This window comes from Polyangium sorediatum, assembly GCF_029946465.1.
GTDB lineage: Bacteria > Myxococcota_A > Polyangia > Polyangiales > Polyangiaceae > Polyangium > Polyangium fumosum.
Genome location: NZ_JARZHI010000093.1, coordinates 16,673 through 34,756 on the forward strand (window position 1 = coordinate 16,673; position 18,084 = coordinate 34,756).

An 18,084-nucleotide genomic window follows, 5' to 3' on the forward strand; every position below is an offset into this window, starting at 1 on the left:
GTGTTTGTCACCGCGGTTATGTCGGAGAACTGTACGAGGACCTCATGCGAACGTTTGACTCTCGCAGGCGCCGGGGGCGCAGCATCGCGCTGCTGTTCGGGCTCGCTGCCACCACGCTCTCCGCGGCCGCGACCGCGCAAACCTTCCCCGCCGCCGCGACGTGGGCGCCGCTCACGCGCCTCGACGCCGGCTCGGGCCTGCACGTGCCGATCGGCGACATCTCCGGGGATGCGACCGGTCCGCGCGACATCGTGGGGAACGCGGCGAACCCCGTGGCCTACGTGCACGCCGACGGCACGCACTTCTACTTCCGCCTGCGCGTCAACGCGACGGCCCTCGCCGCGCCGACGAATTTCGACAACGGTTCGAGCTTCGGGTGTCTGATCGACGTCAACGGCAACGCCACGAACTTCGAGTTCAGCACGATCGTCGATGGCACCGCGTCGCCGGACGCCGTGCGTTTTCATGTGAACTCGACCCAGCAAACGGCGGGCTCGCCGTCCGACACGCCCGAGGTGATGGTGAAGGCCTACCTCGGACCGCTGCAGGTCGGGCAGCCGGGCTACGGATACGCGCGGCAGGTCGCGGCGACCACGGTGTTCCCGCTCGCGACGCCGGACGCCGATTTCTTCGTCGACTGGGCCGTCGAGAAATCGCTGCTCCAGGCCGCGGGGGTCGGAGACGCGACGCCGCTTCGTTTCGCGTGTGGAACCGGAGCGGGCGGCTCCACGCTGACGGGCGATTTCACGGACACCCCGAACCTCGCGGCCCTGCTCAGTGATCCGTACTTCTGCGGCGGATCGGGCTGCGTCCCGCAGACCTGCGTCGGATACGGGGAGCCCTGCTCCGCCGGGATCGGCGGCTGCGCGGTGACGGGATCGCGGTTCTGCAACGCGGGGGGCATGGCCGTGTGCGACGCGTTCCCGGGCGAACCCTCGGAGGAGACGTGCAACGCGGTCGACGACAACTGTGACGGCGTGGTCGACGACGGAAACCCCGAAGGCGGCGCCGCCTGCACGACGGCCCTTCTGGGCGTGTGCAGCGCGGGCACGGAGAATTGCCTCTCCGGCGTCGTCCAGTGCACGCCGAACGTGACGCCCGGATCGAACGCCGAGACGTGCAACACGCTCGACGACGATTGCGACGGCCAGACGGACGAAGGCTTCGGGCTCGGGCAGAACTGCTCCGTGGGGACGGGCATCTGCGCGGCCTCGGGCGTCCGGGTCTGCGACGGGCAGGGCGGCGCGACCTGCAACGCGACGCCGGGCACGCCCCAGGACGAGACGTGCAACGGGCTCGACGACGATTGCAACGGCTTCGCCGACGACGGGGATCCGGGCGGCGGGGAGGCTTGCGTGACCGGCTTCGAGGGCGTCTGCGCCGTGGGGATCACGGCCTGCTCGCCGGGCGGCGTGGCCTGCGTGCCGGGGGTGCTGCCGGGTGAGCAGCCCGAGCTGTGCAACTCCACGGACGACGATTGTGATGGCGAGGTGGACGAGGGGCTCGGCCTCGGCAATCTGTGCGTCATGGGCGTCGGCGCCTGCGCGGTCGAGGGCTCGATCGTGTGCACCCCGCAAGGCGGCACGGAGTGCAACGCCGTCGCCGGGACGCCGACCGACGAGGTCTGCGGCAATGCGATCGACGAAGATTGCAACGGCGCGCTCGACAACGGCTGCCCCGACACGGACGGCGATGGGCTGATCGACGCGATCGAGCAGCAGATCGGGACCGATCCGGCGGACGCCGACAGCGACGACGACGGCGTGGTCGACGGCGAGGAGCCGAGCCCCGGCGAGGACACGGACGGCGACGGGCTCATCAACGGGCTCGACGCCGACAGCGACGACGACGGGCTCTTCGACGGCACCGAGCTCGGCAACGATTGCAGCGGGCCCGGTACGGACGTGGCCGCCGGCCATTGCAGGCCCGACGGGGACGCAGGGCTCACGACGACGGACCCGCTCGACGCGGATTCGGACAACGGCGGGGTGATGGACGGGTCGGAGGACGCGGATCTCGACGGCGTCGTCGACCCGAACGAGACCGACCCCACGGCGACCCACGGCGCAGACGATGGGGCGAACACGGACACGGACGGCGACGGGCTGAGCGACGGTCTCGAAGAGACGATCGGCACGAACCCGAACGACGCAGACAGCGACGACGACGGCCTGCTCGACGGCGACGAGCCGAACCCCTCCGACGACACGGACGGCGACGGGCTCGTGAATCCGCTCGATCCGGACAGCGACGACGACGCGCTCTTCGACGGCACAGAGGCCGGGAAGAACTGCTCGCACCCCGCGACGAACCCGGCCGCGCAGAACTGCCGGGCCGACGCAGACGGCGGGAACCTGACGACCTCGCCGGTCAATCGGGACACCGACGGCGGCGGCGTGAGGGACGGGGCCGAGGATCGCAACCTGAACGGCCGGATCGACATCAACGAGACGGATCCGACCAAGGGCAACGCGCCCGACGACAACCAGCCCTCGAACCTGGACAACGACGGCGACGGCCTGACGAACCAGCTCGAAGCGTTCCTCGGCTCGAACCCGAACGACGCCGACAGCGACGACGACGGCGTGCTCGACGGCGACGAGTCGAACCCGTCCGACGACACCGACGGCGACGGCAAGATCAACGTCCGTGATTCGGACAGCGACGGCGACGGGCTCTTCGACGGGACCGAGGTCGGCAACGGTTGCTCGCACCCGTCGACGAACCCCGCGGCGAACGCCTGCCGCGCCGACGCCGACATGGGCGCGACGCGCACGTCGATGGTCGATCCGGACAGCGACGACGGCGGCGTGAGCGACGGGGACGAGGACAAGAACAAGAACGGCGCGATCGAGCCGGGCGAGACGAACCCGACGAAGGGCAACGGCGAGGACGATCCACTCGACAGTGACGGCGACGGGCTGCTCGACAAGGTGGAGCTGATGCTCGGGACCGATCCGTTCGACGCCGACTCGGACGACGACGGCGTCTCCGACGGGGAGGAGCCAGACCTCGGCGAGGATACGGACGGCGACGGGCTCATCAACGCGCTCGATCCGGACAGCGACAACGACGGGCTGCCGGACGGGCTGGAGATGGGCAAGGGCTGCAGCAACCCGGACACCGACGCGTCCGCAGGGCACTGCATCCCCGACGGGGACAACGGCGCGACGAAGACCGACCCACTCGACTGGGACACGGACGACGGCGGCGCGAGCGACGGGGCCGAGGACAAGGACAAGGACGGCGTCATCGATCCCGGCGAGACCGACCCGACCGCGGGCCACGGCGCCGACGATCCGCCGGACACCGACGGCGACGGGATCTTCGACGCCGACGAGGAGGTGCTCGGGACCGATCCGAACGACGCCGACACGGACGACGACGGCGTGCGCGACGGCGACGAGCCGAGCCTCGACGCGGACACGGACGGCGACGGGCTCATCAACGCGCTCGATCCGGACAGCGACAACGACGGGCTCTTCGACGGGACAGAGCTCGGCCTCGATTGCACGGACCCCGCGACGAACATCGCCGTCAATCACTGCGTGGCCGACGCAGACGGCGGGCTGACGACGACGGATCCACTCGACTGGGACACGGACGACGGGACGGTGAGCGACGGGTCGGAGGACGTTAACCTCAACGGCAAGATCGATCCCGGCGAGACGAACCCGACGGCCGGCAACGGCGCCGACGACGTGGGCGTGCTGGACACGGACGGCGACGGGCTCTCGGACGAGCTCGAAGACTTCATCGGCACCGATCCGCTCGACGCAGACAGCGACGACGACGGCGTGATCGACGGGCAGGAGCCAAACCCGACCGTCGACACGGACAACGACGGGACGATCAACGCGCTCGACCCGGACAGCGACGACGACGGGCTCTTCGACGGGACCGAGATGGGCAAGGATTGCAGCTCGCCGGCCACGGACGCAGCCGCAGGGACCTGCATCCCAGACGCCGACATGGGCGCGACGACGACGTCGCCGCTCGATCCGGACACGGACCACGGCGGCGTGTCCGACGGCGACGAGGACACGAACGGTAACGGCGTGGTCGATCCAGGCGAGATCGATCCAAACGACGGGAGCGACGACGCGACGAAGCTCGACTCGGACGGTGACGGGCTGACGAACGCCGAGGAGATGCAGATCGGCACGGATCCGTTCGACGCCGACTCGGACGACGACGGCGCGTCCGACGGCGCGGAGCACGAGGTCGGAGCCGACACGGACGGCGACGGGCTCATCAACGGGCTCGACCCGGACAGCGACAACGACGGGCTCTTCGACGGGACCGAGCTCGGCTTCGATTGCTCAGGCCCAGGGACGAACCCGATGGCCGGGAACTGCATCCCCGACGGCGACAAGGGCGCGACGAAGACCGACCCGCTCGATGCCGACACGGACGACGGCGGCGTGAGCGACGGTCTGGAAGACAAGGACAAGGACGGCGTGGTGGACGCGGGCGAGACGAACCCGCTCGATCCGTCGGACGACATCGTGGAGCCGAAGCCCTGCGCGACGGACGACGAGTGCGGCGGCCCGAACAGCGGTCAGATCTGCGTCGAGGGCTCCTGCACGGAAGGCTGCCGCGGCGAAGGCGGCAACACTTGCCCCACCGGCGAGGTGTGCACGTCGACGAACACCGCGCCGGGTGAATGCGTGTCGGAAGACGACATCCGTCTGGCCGGCGGCGGCTGCGCCTGCACCACCGGGCCAACCGAAGGCACGCCGCGCGGCGTGGCCCTCGCCCTCATGGCACTCGGCGCACTCGTCGTGCGTCGGAAGCGGCGCTAACGCATCCTCGAAGGGGCGTCGCGCCGATTCCGACGCGACGCCCGCGCCTCGAATCCCGACAATCAGCCTGGAGCGAGCTCCAGAAGCGAGTGGTAAATCCCGAGCCGCTCGTGTGTCGTCTGGAGTGCGAGCCCCTCCTCGCGGGCGAGCGCGAGGATGTCCTCCGCGCGGTACATCCGGCTGTTGCCGTTTGCGATCGCCGTGAAATAGGGCGACGTGTTGATCAGGCAATAGGCGGCTGCGTCGAAGCGCTGCGTGTCCCAGAACGTATCGAGGATCCAGAGCCGCCCCCCGGGGCGCAGCGCGCGGCCGGCGCGGCGCAGGATGGTCCTCACCTCGTCCTCCGAGAAACATACGAGGAACTGGCTCATCCAGACGGCGTCGAAGCCGGAGGGCAGCTCGGCGTGGGGATCGAGCACGTCCACGGGGCAAGGCACGGCGCGGTCGCCGAGGCCTTTTTCGCGCAGGTTCTGCATGGCCATTTCGAGCTGGTTCGGCAGGTCGACGAGCGAGGCGCAGAGCTCGGGCGAGCGCGCGAGGCAAAGCGACGCCCATTTGCCGGTATTGCAGCCGATGTCGAGCAGGGTCTTCGGCTGCCGTTCGAGCACGATCCGGCTCGCCGCGGGGAAGGCCGCGTCCGAGTAGAAATGGTCGAAGCGCAGCCAGGCGCTTTTGGCGTTCTCGGGCAGGTGCGCGAGCGCCTCGTAGACCGTCTTCCATTCGCCGAAGACGCGCAGCCCCGCAGGCTCGCCGCGCTTCAGCGCGTCCTCCAGCTTGTGCATGCCGAGGTAACAGACCTCGTGGATGAACTCCATGTTCACCGCCGTCATCTCGTCGCGGCGGATGAAGGCGCCGAGCGTGGTGATGACGAATTTTCCGTTGTCATAGGCCACGAGATCCGCCGAGAGCCCGCATTCGAGCAGGACCGTCGCGGCATAACTCGAAAGGCCCGTCTCCGTCGCTGCCTCGGCCGCCGTCATCCCCTCGGCGCCGCGGCCCTCGACGGCTTCGAGCAAACCCGTCGACCGCAAGAGGCGCGTGGCCTGGAACACGATCGGCGCGAAGGCGATCCGTTGGGCGTCAAAGCGTGTTTCCAGGCCGGTTTTGTCGTGACCGAAGCGTTTGTGCAGCACCACCTTCACCTCCGCGGGGGAGCCGCATCATGCCCGGGACGGAGAAAAAGTCCCACGATAACTTTACGTCGAGGCGCGTGTTTTCGCGGTGCGGGTGAGGACCGTTGCCCTCGATTGCGGTGTCTTGTCCTCATTTCGAGGTGGTAAGTAAGCAGTGCATGCGCAAGAAGCCGGCGCATTTCACGTTCTCGTTCGGTGAAGGGGTTGTGATATGTGTCCCTGACGATAGCCACGAACCCCCGTCCGAGGGAGAACACATGAAATCGAGAGGTACATTGGGGCACAAACGGATCGTGAGCGGTATCGCTCTCGTCGTGGGCTTCCTGGGGCTCTCCGTGCCCGTGACGGCGCGCGCGCAGACGTTCCCGCCCGATGCATCGTGGGTCGCGCTCGAGCGCACGGATCCGATGACGGGTTTGACGGCGCCGCTCGGCGATCCCGAAGGCGATACCGCCGGCCCGCGCGACATCGTCGGCAATGAGCAGTTCCCGCTCGCCTACGTGTACAGCGACGGGACCCATTATTACTTCCGGATGCGGATCGACGAGTCGGTGCTGCAAAATGCGACGAACTTTTCGTCGTTCGGCTGGGGGTGCGTGATCGATACGGACGACGATCCGAGCGATTACGAGTACAGCACGCTCGTCAACGGCGTCTCGAACCCGGACGAGGTGCGGCTCTGGGCCAATACGACGCAGCAGACGCCGAACGATCCGGGCGATCCGCCGGAGATGTTGCTCCAGACGTACCTCGGCCCGCTGGTGACGGGCGCGGAGGGCTTCGGATACGCGCGCGAGGTGTCGGCGGGCTCGAACTTCCCGCTCGCGCCGATGACGCCGACCGAGGATTTCTTCATCGACTGGGCCGTCGAGCGGGGTGCGCTCCTCGCCGCGGGCGTGAGCCTCGAGCAGCCGCTGCGTATAGCCTGCGGCACGGCCGCGAACGGCACGACCCTCTCGCAGGACTTGACGGGCCCGGCGAACCTGCCCGACCTGCTCAGTGATCCCGTGAGCTGCGGCGCCGGGGGCTGCATTCCGCAAAATTGCATGGGCGCCGGCGAGGCGTGCTCCGCGGGCGTGGGCGAATGCCTCTCGACAGGCATCTTCCTCTGCAACGCGGAGAACGAGCCGGTCTGCAACGCGTTCCCGGGCGAACCGGGGACGGAGGCCTGCGGCGACAGCCTCGACAACGATTGCGACGGCATCATCGACAACGGCTGCCCCGACACGGACGGCGACGGCCTGCCCGACGGCCAGGAAGTCGCGCTCGGCACCGATCCGAACGACGCCGACACGGACGACGACGGCATCTCCGACGGCGAGGAGCCGGCCGCCTTCGTGGACTCGGACGGCGACGGGCTCCTCAATGCGCTCGATCCGGACAGCGACAACGACGGGCTCTTCGACGGGACCGAGGTCGGCAATGCATGCAATGCGCCGGGGGTCGATCTCGCGGCGGGCCATTGCGTGCCCGACGGCGACATGGGCGCGACGAAGACGAACCCGGTCGACGCCGACACGGACGACGGCGGCATGTCCGACGGCGCAGAGGATCAAGATAGCGACGGCGTGATCGACGCCGGCGAGACGAACCCGACGAGCGGCAACGGCGCAGACGATGGAGCGAACACGGATACGGACGGCGACGGCCTGAGCGACGGGTTCGAGGCGGGCCTCGGGACCGATCCGAATGACGCCGACAGCGACGACGACGGTCTGCCCGACGGAGAGGAGCCGAACCCGACGCTCGATGCGGACGGCGACGGGCTCATCAATCCGCTGGATCCGGACAGCGACGACGACGGCCTCGCCGACGGCACGGAGGCCGGCAAGGATTGCTCGAACGCAGGGACGAACCCCGCGGCCGGCAACTGCGTGCCCGACGGCGACATGGGCGCGACGAAGACGTCGCCGATCGACGCGGACACGGACGGCGGCGGCGTGAGCGACGGCTCCGAGGACGCGGATCTCGACGGGATGGTCGATCCGGGCGAGACCGACCCGACGACGGGCCAGGGCGGGGACGATGGGACGAACACGGACACGGACGGCGACGGGCTGAGCGACGCGCTCGAAGGAACCCTCGGCAGCAACCCGAACGACGCCGACAGCGACGATGACGGCCTGCCCGACGGCGAGGAGCCGAACCCGGCGAACGACACGGACGGCGACGGGCTCAAGAACGTGCTCGATCCGGACAGCGACGGCGACGGGCTGAAGGATGGCACGGAGACGGGCAAGGATTGTTCGAACGCGGCGACGGACCCCGCGGCGAACAACTGCGTGCCCGACGGCGACATGGGCGCGACGACGACGTCCCCCGTGGATGCCGATACCGACGGCGGCGGGCTCTCCGACGGCGACGAGGACACGGACAAGGACGGCGTGGTCGACCCCGGCGAGACCAATCCGACGAAGGGCCACGGCGGCGACGACGACGGCGATCCCGACGACGACGACGACGGGCTGACGGACGACGACGAGGCGACGCTCGGGACCGATCCGAACGACGGAGACAGCGACGACGACGGCGCGCTCGACGGCGAGGAGCCGAGCCCCGGCCTCGATACCGATGGGGATGGGCTCATCAATGCCTTGGATCCGGACAGCGACGGGGACGGCCTCTTCGACGGGACGGAGCTCGGCAAGGATTGCTCGGCGGCGGGGACGAATGCAGGCGCCGGCCATTGCACGCCCGACGGCGACGGCGGCGCGACGACGACGGATCCGCTGAACGCGGACACGGACGGCGGCGGCGTGAGCGACGGCGACGAGGACACGGACAAGGACGGCGTCGTGGATCCGGACGAGAGGGACCCGAATGACAAGGCCGACGACGTGCCATCGTCGGAGGGCACCATCCTCACGGGCTACGGCTTTTCGTGCGCGGTCGATCGCGGCGGCGAGAGCAGCCCTGCGGCGCTCGTCGCGCTCGTGGCCCTCGGGGGGCTCGTGATGCGCAGGAGGCGTCGTTAGCTCGACCTGAGGTTTCGAAACGAACGCGGGGAGCGGTCGGCGAGAGCCGGCGCGCTCCCCGCGTCGTTTGGGGGCCTCTCCGTCAATCGACGGTCAGAGGCATTCGTTCGAGATACAATCCTTGCCGGCCGGGCAGGGGGTATTGAGGTCGCACTCGGGGTTGACCTCTTCGTTCGTCTTGCAGATGCCCTGATCACAAGCGACGAAGCGGTTGTCGATGAGCTTGCAGGCGTTGAGGTTGGCGCAGGGGTAATGGCAGTAGCCGTCCGCGCCGCACTGGGCCGCGCCGGGGCAGGGCTCCTTGCCGGGGCCGCAGCCGGGGATGGGGGAGGGATCGGGGATGCAGCCGCCGGCCGTGCTGTCGCAGATCTCGCCGGCCGGGCAATCCGCGTGCGTCGTGCAGCCGGGCTCGCAGATGCCGTCGATGCAGGCCTCGCCGCTCGGGCAGGGCTTCTGCGGGCCGCAGGCGGTCACGGGGTCGGCGACGCAGATGCCCTTGTCGCAGATGTATCCGGTTTCGCACGGGCTCTTGTCGTCGCAGCCGACCTCGCACTGGCCGTTCGCGCAGACCTTGCCGGGGCCGCATTCGTAGCTGTGGTTGCAGCCGACGAGGCAGAGACCGTCCAGGCAGAGCGTGCCGGAGGGGCAATCGCTGTCGGCGTCGCAGGCGCAGGTGGTCACGTTCGGGTCACACCCGGGCTCGCCGCCGCCCTGGCCGCCCTGGCCTCCTTGGCCGCCGCCGCCGCCCTGGCCTATGCCCGGCTCGGCGGGCTGACAGCCGTAGCCATCGCAGATCATGCAGTTTTCCCCGCGCGCGTCGCACACGACGGTGGCGTCGGCGTCGGAGCAACCGCCGCAGCCGGTGCCGCTCACGGCGAGGAGGAGGAAGAAGGCGCTCGGGGCGAGGAGCTTGGCGAAGGATGGACGCAAGAACATGACAACCCTCCAGCGACCGGACGCGCCGCAACGAGCGCGCGGGCGCCTGCTTATTCGTACCACGGGGGTGCGTAACACGCACCGTGCCACCGTCTTACGGTGCTTGGGGCGCGGCTTCGCGAGGAGCTGTGAACGCCGGGCCACGCGGCCCGGTGTGCATACGTTCACGTGGAGGGAGCTGCGGGAGCGTCCACGGGAGACGGCGGACGCGCTTCGGGGAAACGTGGCGTCATGAAATGACGCCGAACTTCTTCCCTACTTTTTCAAAGGCTTCGAGGGCGCGATCGAGGTGATGGCGCTCGTGCGTCGCCATGTAGCTCGTGCGCAGGACTTGCTGCTTCGGGGGGACGCCGGGCGTGATGAATGGGTTCACGTAGATCGAGTGCTCGTCGAGCAGCGTCTTCCACATCATCACGGTGCGCAGGTCGTCGCGGATGTAAATCGGGATCACGGCGGTCTCGGTCTTGCCGAGTTCGAAGCCGAGGCGGCGCAGCTCGTTCCGCATGTACGTGAAGTTCTCGCGCAGCTTGTCCTGCCGCTCGGGCTCCGCCTGCATCACCTCGAGCGCGGCCATCGCGGCGGCCACGCTCGGGGGCGCGGCGCTCGCGGCGAAGAGGAAACTATAAGCAAAGTGCTGAATGTAATCGAGCACCTTGCGTTCGCCGACGAGCCAGCCGCCGATCGAGGCGAGCGATTTCGAGAACGTCCCGCCGATGAGGTCGACCTGGTCCGCGACGCCGAAATGGGCGGCCGTGCCGCGGCCGCCGGGCCCGATCACGCCGAGCGCGTGCGCGTCGTCGACGAGGAGCCGCGCCTTGTGCTTCTTCACGACCGAGACGATGCCCGGCAGGTTCGCGATTTCGCCCTGCGCGCTGAAGACGCCGTCCGTGATGACGAGCGCGCCTTCGCTCGTGTCGAGCTCGGAGAGGGCCTGGTCGAGCGCCTCGGGGTCGTTGTGCCGGTAGCGCACCATGCGCGCGCCGGCGGCCTGGCCGAGGCGGACGCCGTCGTAGATGGAGGCGTGGTCGTCCTTGTCGATGACGGCGACGCTCTTCTTGTTGGCGAGGAGCGAGCTGATCGTGGCGATGTTGACCTGGTAGCCCGTGGTGAACACGAGCCCGGCTTCCTTGCCGTGGTAGGCCGCGAGCTTCTCTTCGAGCTCGTTGTGCAGGCGCATCGAGCCGTTCACCAGGCGCGAGCCGGTCATGCTCGTGCCGTACTTGTCGATCGCCTGCTTCGCGGCTTCGCGGACCTTCGGGTGCGTGGTCAGCCCGAGGTAGTTGTTCGAGCCGAGCATGATGACGTTGCGGCCTTCGAGCTGCGCTTCCGGCCCGTTGTTGAAGTCGAGCGGGCGGAAGAACGGGTAGACGCCCATGGCGCGGGCGTTGTCCGCGGTCATGAACTTGTAACACTTCTCGAAGACGTCCCGGCCGCCGATGCGCGAGAGCGACGTGCGCGACGCCATCTGCTGGGCGAGTTTTTCCTCCGCCGCGCTCCCGGGGCCCGCCGGCTTCGGCGCCTCGGGGCTCGCGGCTTCGCCGTTCGTCGCGGCGTGCGCGGCGGCGCCGTTCGTCGCGGCGCCGTTCGTCGGGGCATGCGCGGCGGCGCCGTTCGTCGGGGCGCCGTTCGCCTCCGCTGCGGCGGGCTTCGGTGCGGGCGCGGGGCGCTTCGCGGCTGCGGAGACGACGTCGTCGCCGCCGTCGAGGGCCGGGTCGATCGTGGGCAGCGCGTGGCCGTTGAGGAGGATGCTCCAGGCCTCGGAGGCGCGCTCGGCGGCCGCTTCGAGCCGGCCTCGCGCGTCCATGAGGCCCGTCGCCACCTGCATCACGCGGTCGTTGCTGATGAGGCGCATCACGGCGCTGGAGGACGAGAGCTTCTTTCCCAGTCGATCGATCACGCTCATGAAAGGATCCTCGGCCCCCAAACGATGGCTTACGTGCGACCCGGGGGATACGGCTCGTGGAAGCCCCTGTCAATCGTGCCCCCAGTGCAACCGTTGCAGGGTAGCTTCGATCCGTGTAGAAAAGTTTGCGAGGATCCATGCGTCGAGTCCTGGTCGTCGACGATGAAGAGAACTTGCGGGTCGTCGTTCGCTCCTTTCTGAAGCGCGACGGCTACGAGGTGGAGGTGGCGCCTGGGGTCGAGGAGGCGCTCGCGCTCCTCGAATCTTTTGGCCCGGACTTCATCCTCACGGACGTGCGGATGCCCCGGCTCGGCGGGCTCGATCTGCTCGCGACGTTGAAGGCGAAGGGTGATCCGGCGACGGTCATCGTGATGAGCGCGTACGGCAACGTCGACCTCGCCCTCGAGGCGATGAAGGCAGGCGCGTACGACTACATCCAGAAGCCGTTCAAGGCCGAGGAGCTCTTGCTCACGCTGCGCAAGGCCGAGGAGCGGGAGGCGCTGCGCCGGGAAAACCGCGCGCTCAAGCAGGAGATCCTGCGCGAGAGCACGTTCGAGGAGATCCTCGCGAAGAGCGGGAGCATGCAGGCGATCTTCAAGACGATCTCCAAGATCGCCGACTACAAGACCACGGTGCTCGTGATGGGCGAGAGCGGCGTGGGCAAGGAGCTCGTGGCGCGGGCCCTGCACCGGCGCAGCTCGCGGCGCGGCGGGCCGTTCGTCGCGGTGAACTGCGGGGCGATCCCCGAGAGCCTGCTCGAGAGTGAGCTCTTCGGTTACCGGCGCGGCGCCTTCACGGACGCGACCACCGACCGCGTGGGGCTCTTCGAACAGGCGAACCACGGCACGCTCCTGCTCGACGAGATCGGCGAGCTGCCGCTCTCGCTCCAGGTGAAGCTGCTCCGCGTGCTGCAGGAGGAGACGATCCGGAAGCTCGGCGACTCGAAGGACATCAAGGTCGACGTGCGGATCATCGCCGCGACGCACCGCGACCTGCACGCCGAGACGCAGGCCGGCCGGTTCCGGGAGGATCTCTTTTATCGGATCAACGTCCTGCCGATCGGGATCCCGCCGCTCCGGGAGCGGCGCGAGGACGTGCCGCTGCTCGTCGAGCATTTCATGAACCGCAACAACGCGCGCTTCGGGACGAACATCCGCGCGCTCTCGCCCGAGGCGCGGCGCCTGCTCCTCGAGTACGCCTGGCCCGGCAACGTGCGCGAGCTCGAAAACACCATCGAGCGGGCCATGGTGCTCGCCGAGAAGGACAGCATCGAGGCCGACGACTTGCCCGAGCGCATCCGCGAGGCGCGGGATCCGATCCAGCTCCACCTGACGAGCGGGGAGCTCTCGATCAAGAAGACCGCGCGCGTCATCGAGGAGATCCTGATCCGCCGCGCGCTGCAGAAGACAAAAGGCAACCGCACGCGCGCCGCCGAGGTGCTCGAGATCAGCCACCGCGCGCTGCTCTACAAGATCAAAGATTACCGGATCGATCTGTGATCCCCGCGCGCGGGCGTGAACCCGGCTACGCGTTGGAGCGGCGGTTTTGTGCCATGGCATTGAAAGCGTCAGCGGACCGACACAGGCCCTGACACGTCGCGAAAAATTGGTTAACTTTCGAGGGTGACGACCATGAAGGGTCCGCCCGGCGCAACGGGACCGACGCCTCCTTCGCCGGGGCGCGGGTCGTCGCGGCGAGCGTTTTCCGAGCTTCCTCCGAACGGCGAGCCCAAAGCCGCGCGGGAGCCCACGGCCCCGGCGACGAACCCGGACGACAAACCCGCGTCGACAGCGAGCGGCAAGCGGTTTTTCTCGCCGCCCCCGCAGCGCGGGCCGACGCCGACGCCGCCTCCGCCGGCCGCACGTCCGGCGGGCCCGGCCTCCGTGCCGCCGGCGTCGGGGCTCGGGCGATCGACGCCGCTGCCGCCTTCGCCCGCGGGGTTTTCCCGTGTGGCGACGCCGCCGCCGCCCTCGACCGCGCCCCGCTCGTGGGCCCCGTCGACGCAGCCGCGCCGCACGCCGCTCCCGGCGTCGTCGCCCCAGGTGCCGCCGCGGGCGATCTCCACGATCCCGCCGCCGCCCACGTCGCCGCCGCCCTCGTCGCTGGCGCACTCGACGTCGCGGCCGCCGGCGGCGCCGCGCGGCCCCTCGCTCCTCTCGGCGCGGCCGACGGTGGATCCTGGGCTCGTGACGCCGGCGGCGCGGGTGCTCGACGAGCTCGTCGCGCTGGAGATGAACGAGCGGCTGCTCATCGTGCACGACCGGCAGAACGAGGCCGTGGCGCGCGCGTTCGAGCAGGTGGCGCTGGAGCGGCGGGCCCGCGTGGACCGGATCGACGCGGAGGCGGTGGCGCCGCGTCCGTGGGGGCGTTGTCCGCAGGAGGTGCTCGCGGCGCTGCCGGGCGCGGACGTGACGTTGTTTGCCGCGACGTACGAGGAGGGGGAGTACGACGCGCGGCATTCGTTCGTCACGATGGCCACGGCGAACCGCGCGCGGCACGTGCACATCGTGGGGACGAGCCGGCGCGCGTTCGTGAACAGCATGCTGGCGAGCTCGACGCGGGTCTTCGACCTCATCGGGGCGCTGCGCGACGCGGTGAAGCCGCATTCGAGGATCCAGGTGCGCTCGCAGGTGGGGACGTCGCTCGAAGTGGAGATGGCGCCGAACCTGCGCTGGTTCGCGAACGGCAGCACGATCCGCTCGGGCCAGTGGCTCAACGTGCCGTACGGCGCGCTCGTGACGTCGCCCGCGCAGGTGACGGGCACGTACGTGGTCGACGCGTCGATGGGCGGCGGCTACGGCTCGCGGCTCGGCTCGCTGTCGAGCCGGCCGATCCGGCTCACCTTCGACGGCGGGCGGGTGCAACGCGTGGAATGCCGGGACGCCGCGGTGAAAGCGTACATCGAGAAGTTCATCGGCGAAGCGATGGGCCACGATCGGGTGGGGCTGCTCTCTTTGGGGGCGAACATCGGGATCGCGGCGCCGCTCGGCGAGCTCATCCACGACGAGAACATGCCGGGCGTGCACCTCGCGCTCGGGGAGAACTTCGCGGCGCGGACGGGCGCGCTCTGGACGTCGCACGGTCAGCTCTCGTTCGCGGCGGCCGACACGGACGTCGACCTGGACGGCGAGCCGCTCATTCGCCACGGGCGGTACGTGCGATTGGTATAGCCTTGCGCACTTCCCCGACGGGGGCTACGCCGCTTGGCCGTCATTCCTGACAACGATTGGGGCTGCGCTCGGACAAGCCGATCTACGCCCCAGACCTCAACAACGATTGGGGCTGCGCTCGGACGAGCCGAGCTACGCCCCAAACCTCAACAACGATTGGGGCTGCGCTCGGACAAGCCGAACTACGCCCCAAACCCCAGTTGCAACGGGCCGAAGAAGCTCAGCCATGAGGAAAAACTACGTCCTCGACGCCAACGTCCTCCTCCACGATCCACACGCGATCTTCAAGTTCGAGGACAACGACCTGATCATCCCGATCTACGCGATCGAGGAGATCGATCAGTTCAAGCGGGAAGGCAGCGAGCGGGGTCGCAACGCGCGCACGATCGCGCGGCTGCTCGACGGCCTGCGTAGCGCTGCGGGCGCGCTCTCCGTGGGCGTGCCGCTCGAGCGCGGGGGCTCGCTCCGCATCGCGATCCCGGAGCGGCGGCCGAATGCGCTCGTGGGGCTCGATTCGAAGTCGCAGGACCTCGCGATCCTGCAGGTGGCGATCGACGTCCGCGACAAGGACAAGGGCAAGCCGACGATCTTCGTCACGATGGACACGAACCTGCGCATCCGAGCGGACGCGCTGGGGGTGACATCGGAGACGTACGAGAGCCAGAGCGCGCCCGATACGGAGAACGAGCTGTCGGTGCTCGAGGTCGAGGTGCCAGGGACCGACGTGGACCTGTTTTTCCAGAACGGGTTCGTCGCGGCCCCCCACCCCTCGGCGCTCTACCCGAACGTGGGTGTGCTCCTGCGCGACGAGGCGAGCGCGACGCACACGGCGCTCGGGCGGTACGACGCGTCGAAGGGGCAGGTCGTGGCGTTGCGCACGCCGCGCGACGGGGTGATGGGCGTGCGGCCGCGCAACAAGGAGCAGGCGTATGCGCTGGATCTCTTGCTCGACGACACGATCCGGCTGGTGACGCTGATCGGCAAGGCGGGCACGGGCAAGACGCTCCTGGCGCTCGCGGCGGGGCTCAAGCGGACGGTGGAGGACGGGGTTTACTCGCGGATGCTCGTGAGCCGCCCGGTGATGCCGCTCGGCCGGGACCTCGGGTTCTTGCCGGGCGACGTCGACGAGAAGCTGAACCCCTGGATGCAGCCGATCTTCGACAACCTCGAGTTCCTGTTCACGAGCGGCGCCTCGCGCGGCAAGAATGTGGACGGGCGCGGGTTCGTGCAGCTCCTGGAGAGCGGGATCGTGCAGGTCGAGCCGCTCACGTACATCCGCGGCCGGAGCTTGCCGCATCAATACCTCATCGTGGACGAGGCGCAGAACCTCACGCCGCACGAGGTGAAGACGATCATCACGCGCGCGGGCGAAGGGACGAAGATCATCCTGACGGGGGATCCGCACCAGATCGACAACCCGTACGTGGATCACGCGTCGAACGGGCTCAGCGTGGTGGCGGACAGGTTCAAGCAAGAGCAGATCGCCGGGCACGTCGTGCTGGCGAAGGGCGAGCGCAGCGAGCTCGCGGAGCTCGCGGCGAACCTGCTGTAGGGGCTGTGTCGCGCGCGCCTACCCCTCCTTCGTTGCCTTGGATCTCGGACGCGGGGAGCGCGCTCGTGCAGGCGGCCTCGCGCGTGCGCATGATCCTGTGCACGACGCCGACGAACCTGCGGGCGGAGCTCGACCGGCTCGGCCGCGCGTGGGCGCGGGGTGATCACGAGCTGCCGCGGTTCTCGTACGATCCGGCGCCCGATCACGAGGGCCTCGTGCGCGCGCTCGGGGAGCTCGCGGCGTTCCTGGAGAACGAGGGGCCGCTCGGCTTGGTGTACGCGGGGCGGGCCCGGGAGATCGCGGCGGAGGCCTTGGTCTGCTCGGCCGTCGGGACGAAGGGGCTCTGGGCCGCGGCGCGGAAAAGGTTTGGCCGGCGCGATTCTCATGACGACGCGGCGGACGACCTCGCGCGGCGATGGCTTTCGGAGCCGCCGCCGCGCGCGTCCGAGGAGGAGGCGCCGATTTGCAGCGACGACGAGGCGGCGGAAGGATCGCTGCTCGTGCGGATGCGCGCGGAGATCGGGGCGCGGCGGCTGCCGTTTCGGGTGGTCGTGGTGCGGGATTTGTCGTCGCTCGCGGCGACGGGCGAGGGGGTCGTGCAGGTCGCGGCGGGGCGGCCCATGACGCGGGCCGACGTGGAGCGGACGGTGCTCCACGAGATCGAGGGGCACGTCATGCCGCGGTGCCGGGCGGCGGAGATGTCGCTCGGGATCTTCGTGATCGGGACGCAAAACGGCGCGGATGATCAGGAGGGGCGCGCGCTCTTGCTCGAACGGCGCGCGGGAGCGCTCGTGGGCGGGCGGCGGTATGAGCTCGCGTTCCGGCACGTGGCGGCCCGCAAGCTCGAAGCGGGCGCCGATTTCGTGGAGACGGCGCGGCTCCTGCTCTCGCACGGGGCGAGTTTGCCGGACGCGCTTCGGATCACGGCGCGGGTGTATCGCGCGGGTGGGCTCGGGCGCGAGGTCGTGTATTTGCCGGCGTTGCTCCGCGTGGAGGCGGCGCTCGTGGGAGATCCGGCGCTCGACGAGGTGCTCGGCGCGGGGCGTGTGTCGGTGGACGCGGCGTCCGTGCTCCGGCCATTCGTATCCCGCGCGGGGGCGTGACGCGGGCCTTCCCGGTGACGTGGGGTCAGGGCTGCTTGACGGCCTCGGCAGGTGCCGTTGCCTTGAAGTGGCATTCGCCCGTGCACGAGAGCGTCACGGTCCCCGTCGCGGGCACCGAGGCGAAGCTCAACTCGAAAGCTCGATCGACATACGTGCAAAAGTAGTGACCCTCGATCTCGTAACAGTTTTCGGAGATCTCCTTCTCACCTCGGAGTGTGCAGGTGGCTGGGAGGAACGTCGATTTGTAGCCTTCGGCCTTCGGCGTCCCGCAATCGTCCGTGACGACGATCTCGAACGGACCCACTTCCCCGTCAGGAAGCCACGAATCCGGCGGCCCCGTCTCGACGACTTTGTAATGGCCGAGCGGATCACAATCCGCGCTGGGTTCGAATGCCGGACAACTGCCCCCACCGCCCGCGCCCGTGCCGCCCGCGCCCGTGCCGCCTGCGCCCGTGCCGCCCGCGCCCGTGCCGCCCGCGCCCGTGCCGCCTGCGCCCGTGCCGCCTG

10 protein-coding genes and 1 pseudogene are annotated in these 18,084 nt (G+C 69.4%); 6 read left to right on the forward strand and 5 right to left on the reverse strand.

Annotation, left to right across the window (positions count from 1 at the left end; genetic code table 11):
• The first annotated feature begins 44 nt into the window (after positions 1 to 44).
• Positions 45 to 4,805, forward strand: coding sequence for a MopE-related protein (locus tag QHF89_RS45170; RefSeq protein ID WP_136971882.1), 4,761 nt, complete (start codon positions 45 to 47; stop codon positions 4,803 to 4,805).
• 62 nt (positions 4,806 to 4,867) lie between these two features.
• Here the strand turns inward: QHF89_RS45170 and QHF89_RS45175 are convergent, their stop codons facing one another.
• Positions 4,868 to 5,938, reverse strand: a complete 1,071-nt coding sequence (locus QHF89_RS45175; protein WP_136971883.1) for a class I SAM-dependent methyltransferase — start codon at positions 5,936 to 5,938, stop codon at positions 4,868 to 4,870.
• 293 nt (positions 5,939 to 6,231) lie between these two features.
• Between QHF89_RS45175 and QHF89_RS45180 the strand changes: the two genes are divergently transcribed.
• Positions 6,232 to 8,913, forward strand: a complete 2,682-nt coding sequence (locus QHF89_RS45180; RefSeq protein ID WP_136971884.1) for an MYXO-CTERM sorting domain-containing protein — start codon at positions 6,232 to 6,234, stop codon at positions 8,911 to 8,913.
• 93 nt (positions 8,914 to 9,006) lie between these two features.
• Here QHF89_RS45180 and QHF89_RS45185 read toward each other — a convergent pair whose 3' ends face one another.
• Together QHF89_RS45185 and QHF89_RS45190 are read right to left on the reverse strand one after the other, a co-directional pair.
• Positions 9,007 to 9,849, reverse strand: a complete 843-nt coding sequence (locus QHF89_RS45185) for a hypothetical protein (protein ID WP_136971885.1) — start codon at positions 9,847 to 9,849, stop codon at positions 9,007 to 9,009.
• A gap of 229 nt (positions 9,850 to 10,078) precedes the next feature.
• The gene (locus tag QHF89_RS45190; protein WP_284721786.1) at positions 10,079 to 11,752 is read right to left on the reverse strand and encodes an aminotransferase class I/II-fold pyridoxal phosphate-dependent enzyme; all 1,674 of its coding nucleotides are present in this window, start codon (positions 11,750 to 11,752) and stop codon (positions 10,079 to 10,081) included.
• A gap of 137 nt (positions 11,753 to 11,889) precedes the next feature.
• Here QHF89_RS45190 and QHF89_RS45195 point away from each other — a divergent pair, with 137 nt between their 5' ends.
• Positions 11,890 to 13,251 carry a sigma-54-dependent transcriptional regulator gene (locus QHF89_RS45195; RefSeq protein WP_136934931.1) on the forward strand — a complete coding sequence of 454 codons (1,362 nt, stop codon included), beginning with the start codon at positions 11,890 to 11,892 and terminating at the stop codon, positions 13,249 to 13,251.
• Positions 13,252 to 13,361: 110 nt separating this feature from the next.
• Here QHF89_RS45195 and QHF89_RS45200 read toward each other — a convergent pair whose 3' ends face one another.
• Complete coding sequence (locus tag QHF89_RS45200; protein WP_136971886.1) at positions 13,362 to 14,003, reverse strand: hypothetical protein; 642 nt, start codon at positions 14,001 to 14,003, stop codon at positions 13,362 to 13,364.
• On the opposite strand from QHF89_RS45200, the gene QHF89_RS45205 reads away from it, so the two are divergent.
• The 3 genes from QHF89_RS45205 to QHF89_RS45215 all read left to right on the forward strand — a co-directional run bounded on the left by QHF89_RS45205 (position 13,939) and on the right by QHF89_RS45215 (position 17,577).
• Positions 13,939 to 14,922 (forward strand): M29 family metallopeptidase, encoded by a 984-nt coding sequence (locus QHF89_RS45205; protein WP_136971887.1) that lies wholly within the window; start codon positions 13,939 to 13,941, stop codon positions 14,920 to 14,922. The genes QHF89_RS45200 and QHF89_RS45205 overlap by 65 nt on opposite strands.
• Before the next feature lie 226 nt (positions 14,923 to 15,148).
• Positions 15,149 to 16,474: a PhoH family protein gene (locus QHF89_RS45210; RefSeq protein ID WP_136934934.1), complete on the forward strand. Its 1,326-nt coding sequence runs from the start codon at positions 15,149 to 15,151 to the stop codon at positions 16,472 to 16,474.
• Between the two features lie 32 nt (positions 16,475 to 16,506).
• Positions 16,507 to 17,577 (forward strand): tyrosine/phenylalanine carboxypeptidase domain-containing protein, encoded by a 1,071-nt coding sequence (locus tag QHF89_RS45215; protein WP_284721787.1) that lies wholly within the window; start codon positions 16,507 to 16,509, stop codon positions 17,575 to 17,577.
• 25 nt (positions 17,578 to 17,602) lie between these two features.
• Here QHF89_RS45215 and QHF89_RS45220 read toward each other — a convergent pair.
• A pseudogene (locus tag QHF89_RS45220) lies at positions 17,603 to 18,084 on the reverse strand (hypothetical protein); the annotation flags it as partial.

What these genes read in the sequence shown, in the direction of transcription:
- QHF89_RS45210 (WP_136934934.1), top strand. Translation starts at nt 15,149, where the DNA reads ATGAGGAAAAACTACGTCCTCGACGCCAACGTCCTCCTCCACGATCCA.
- QHF89_RS45200 (WP_136971886.1), bottom strand. Translation starts at nt 14,003, where the DNA reads ATGAGCAGCCGCTCGTTCATCTCCAGCGCGACGAGCTCGTCGAGCACC.
- QHF89_RS45195 (WP_136934931.1), top strand. Translation starts at nt 11,890, where the DNA reads ATGCGTCGAGTCCTGGTCGTCGACGATGAAGAGAACTTGCGGGTCGTC.
- QHF89_RS45170 (WP_136971882.1), top strand. Translation starts at nt 45, where the DNA reads ATGCGAACGTTTGACTCTCGCAGGCGCCGGGGGCGCAGCATCGCGCTG.
- QHF89_RS45185 (WP_136971885.1), bottom strand. Translation starts at nt 9,849, where the DNA reads ATGTTCTTGCGTCCATCCTTCGCCAAGCTCCTCGCCCCGAGCGCCTTC.
- QHF89_RS45190 (WP_284721786.1), bottom strand. Translation starts at nt 11,752, where the DNA reads ATGAGCGTGATCGATCGACTGGGAAAGAAGCTCTCGTCCTCCAGCGCC.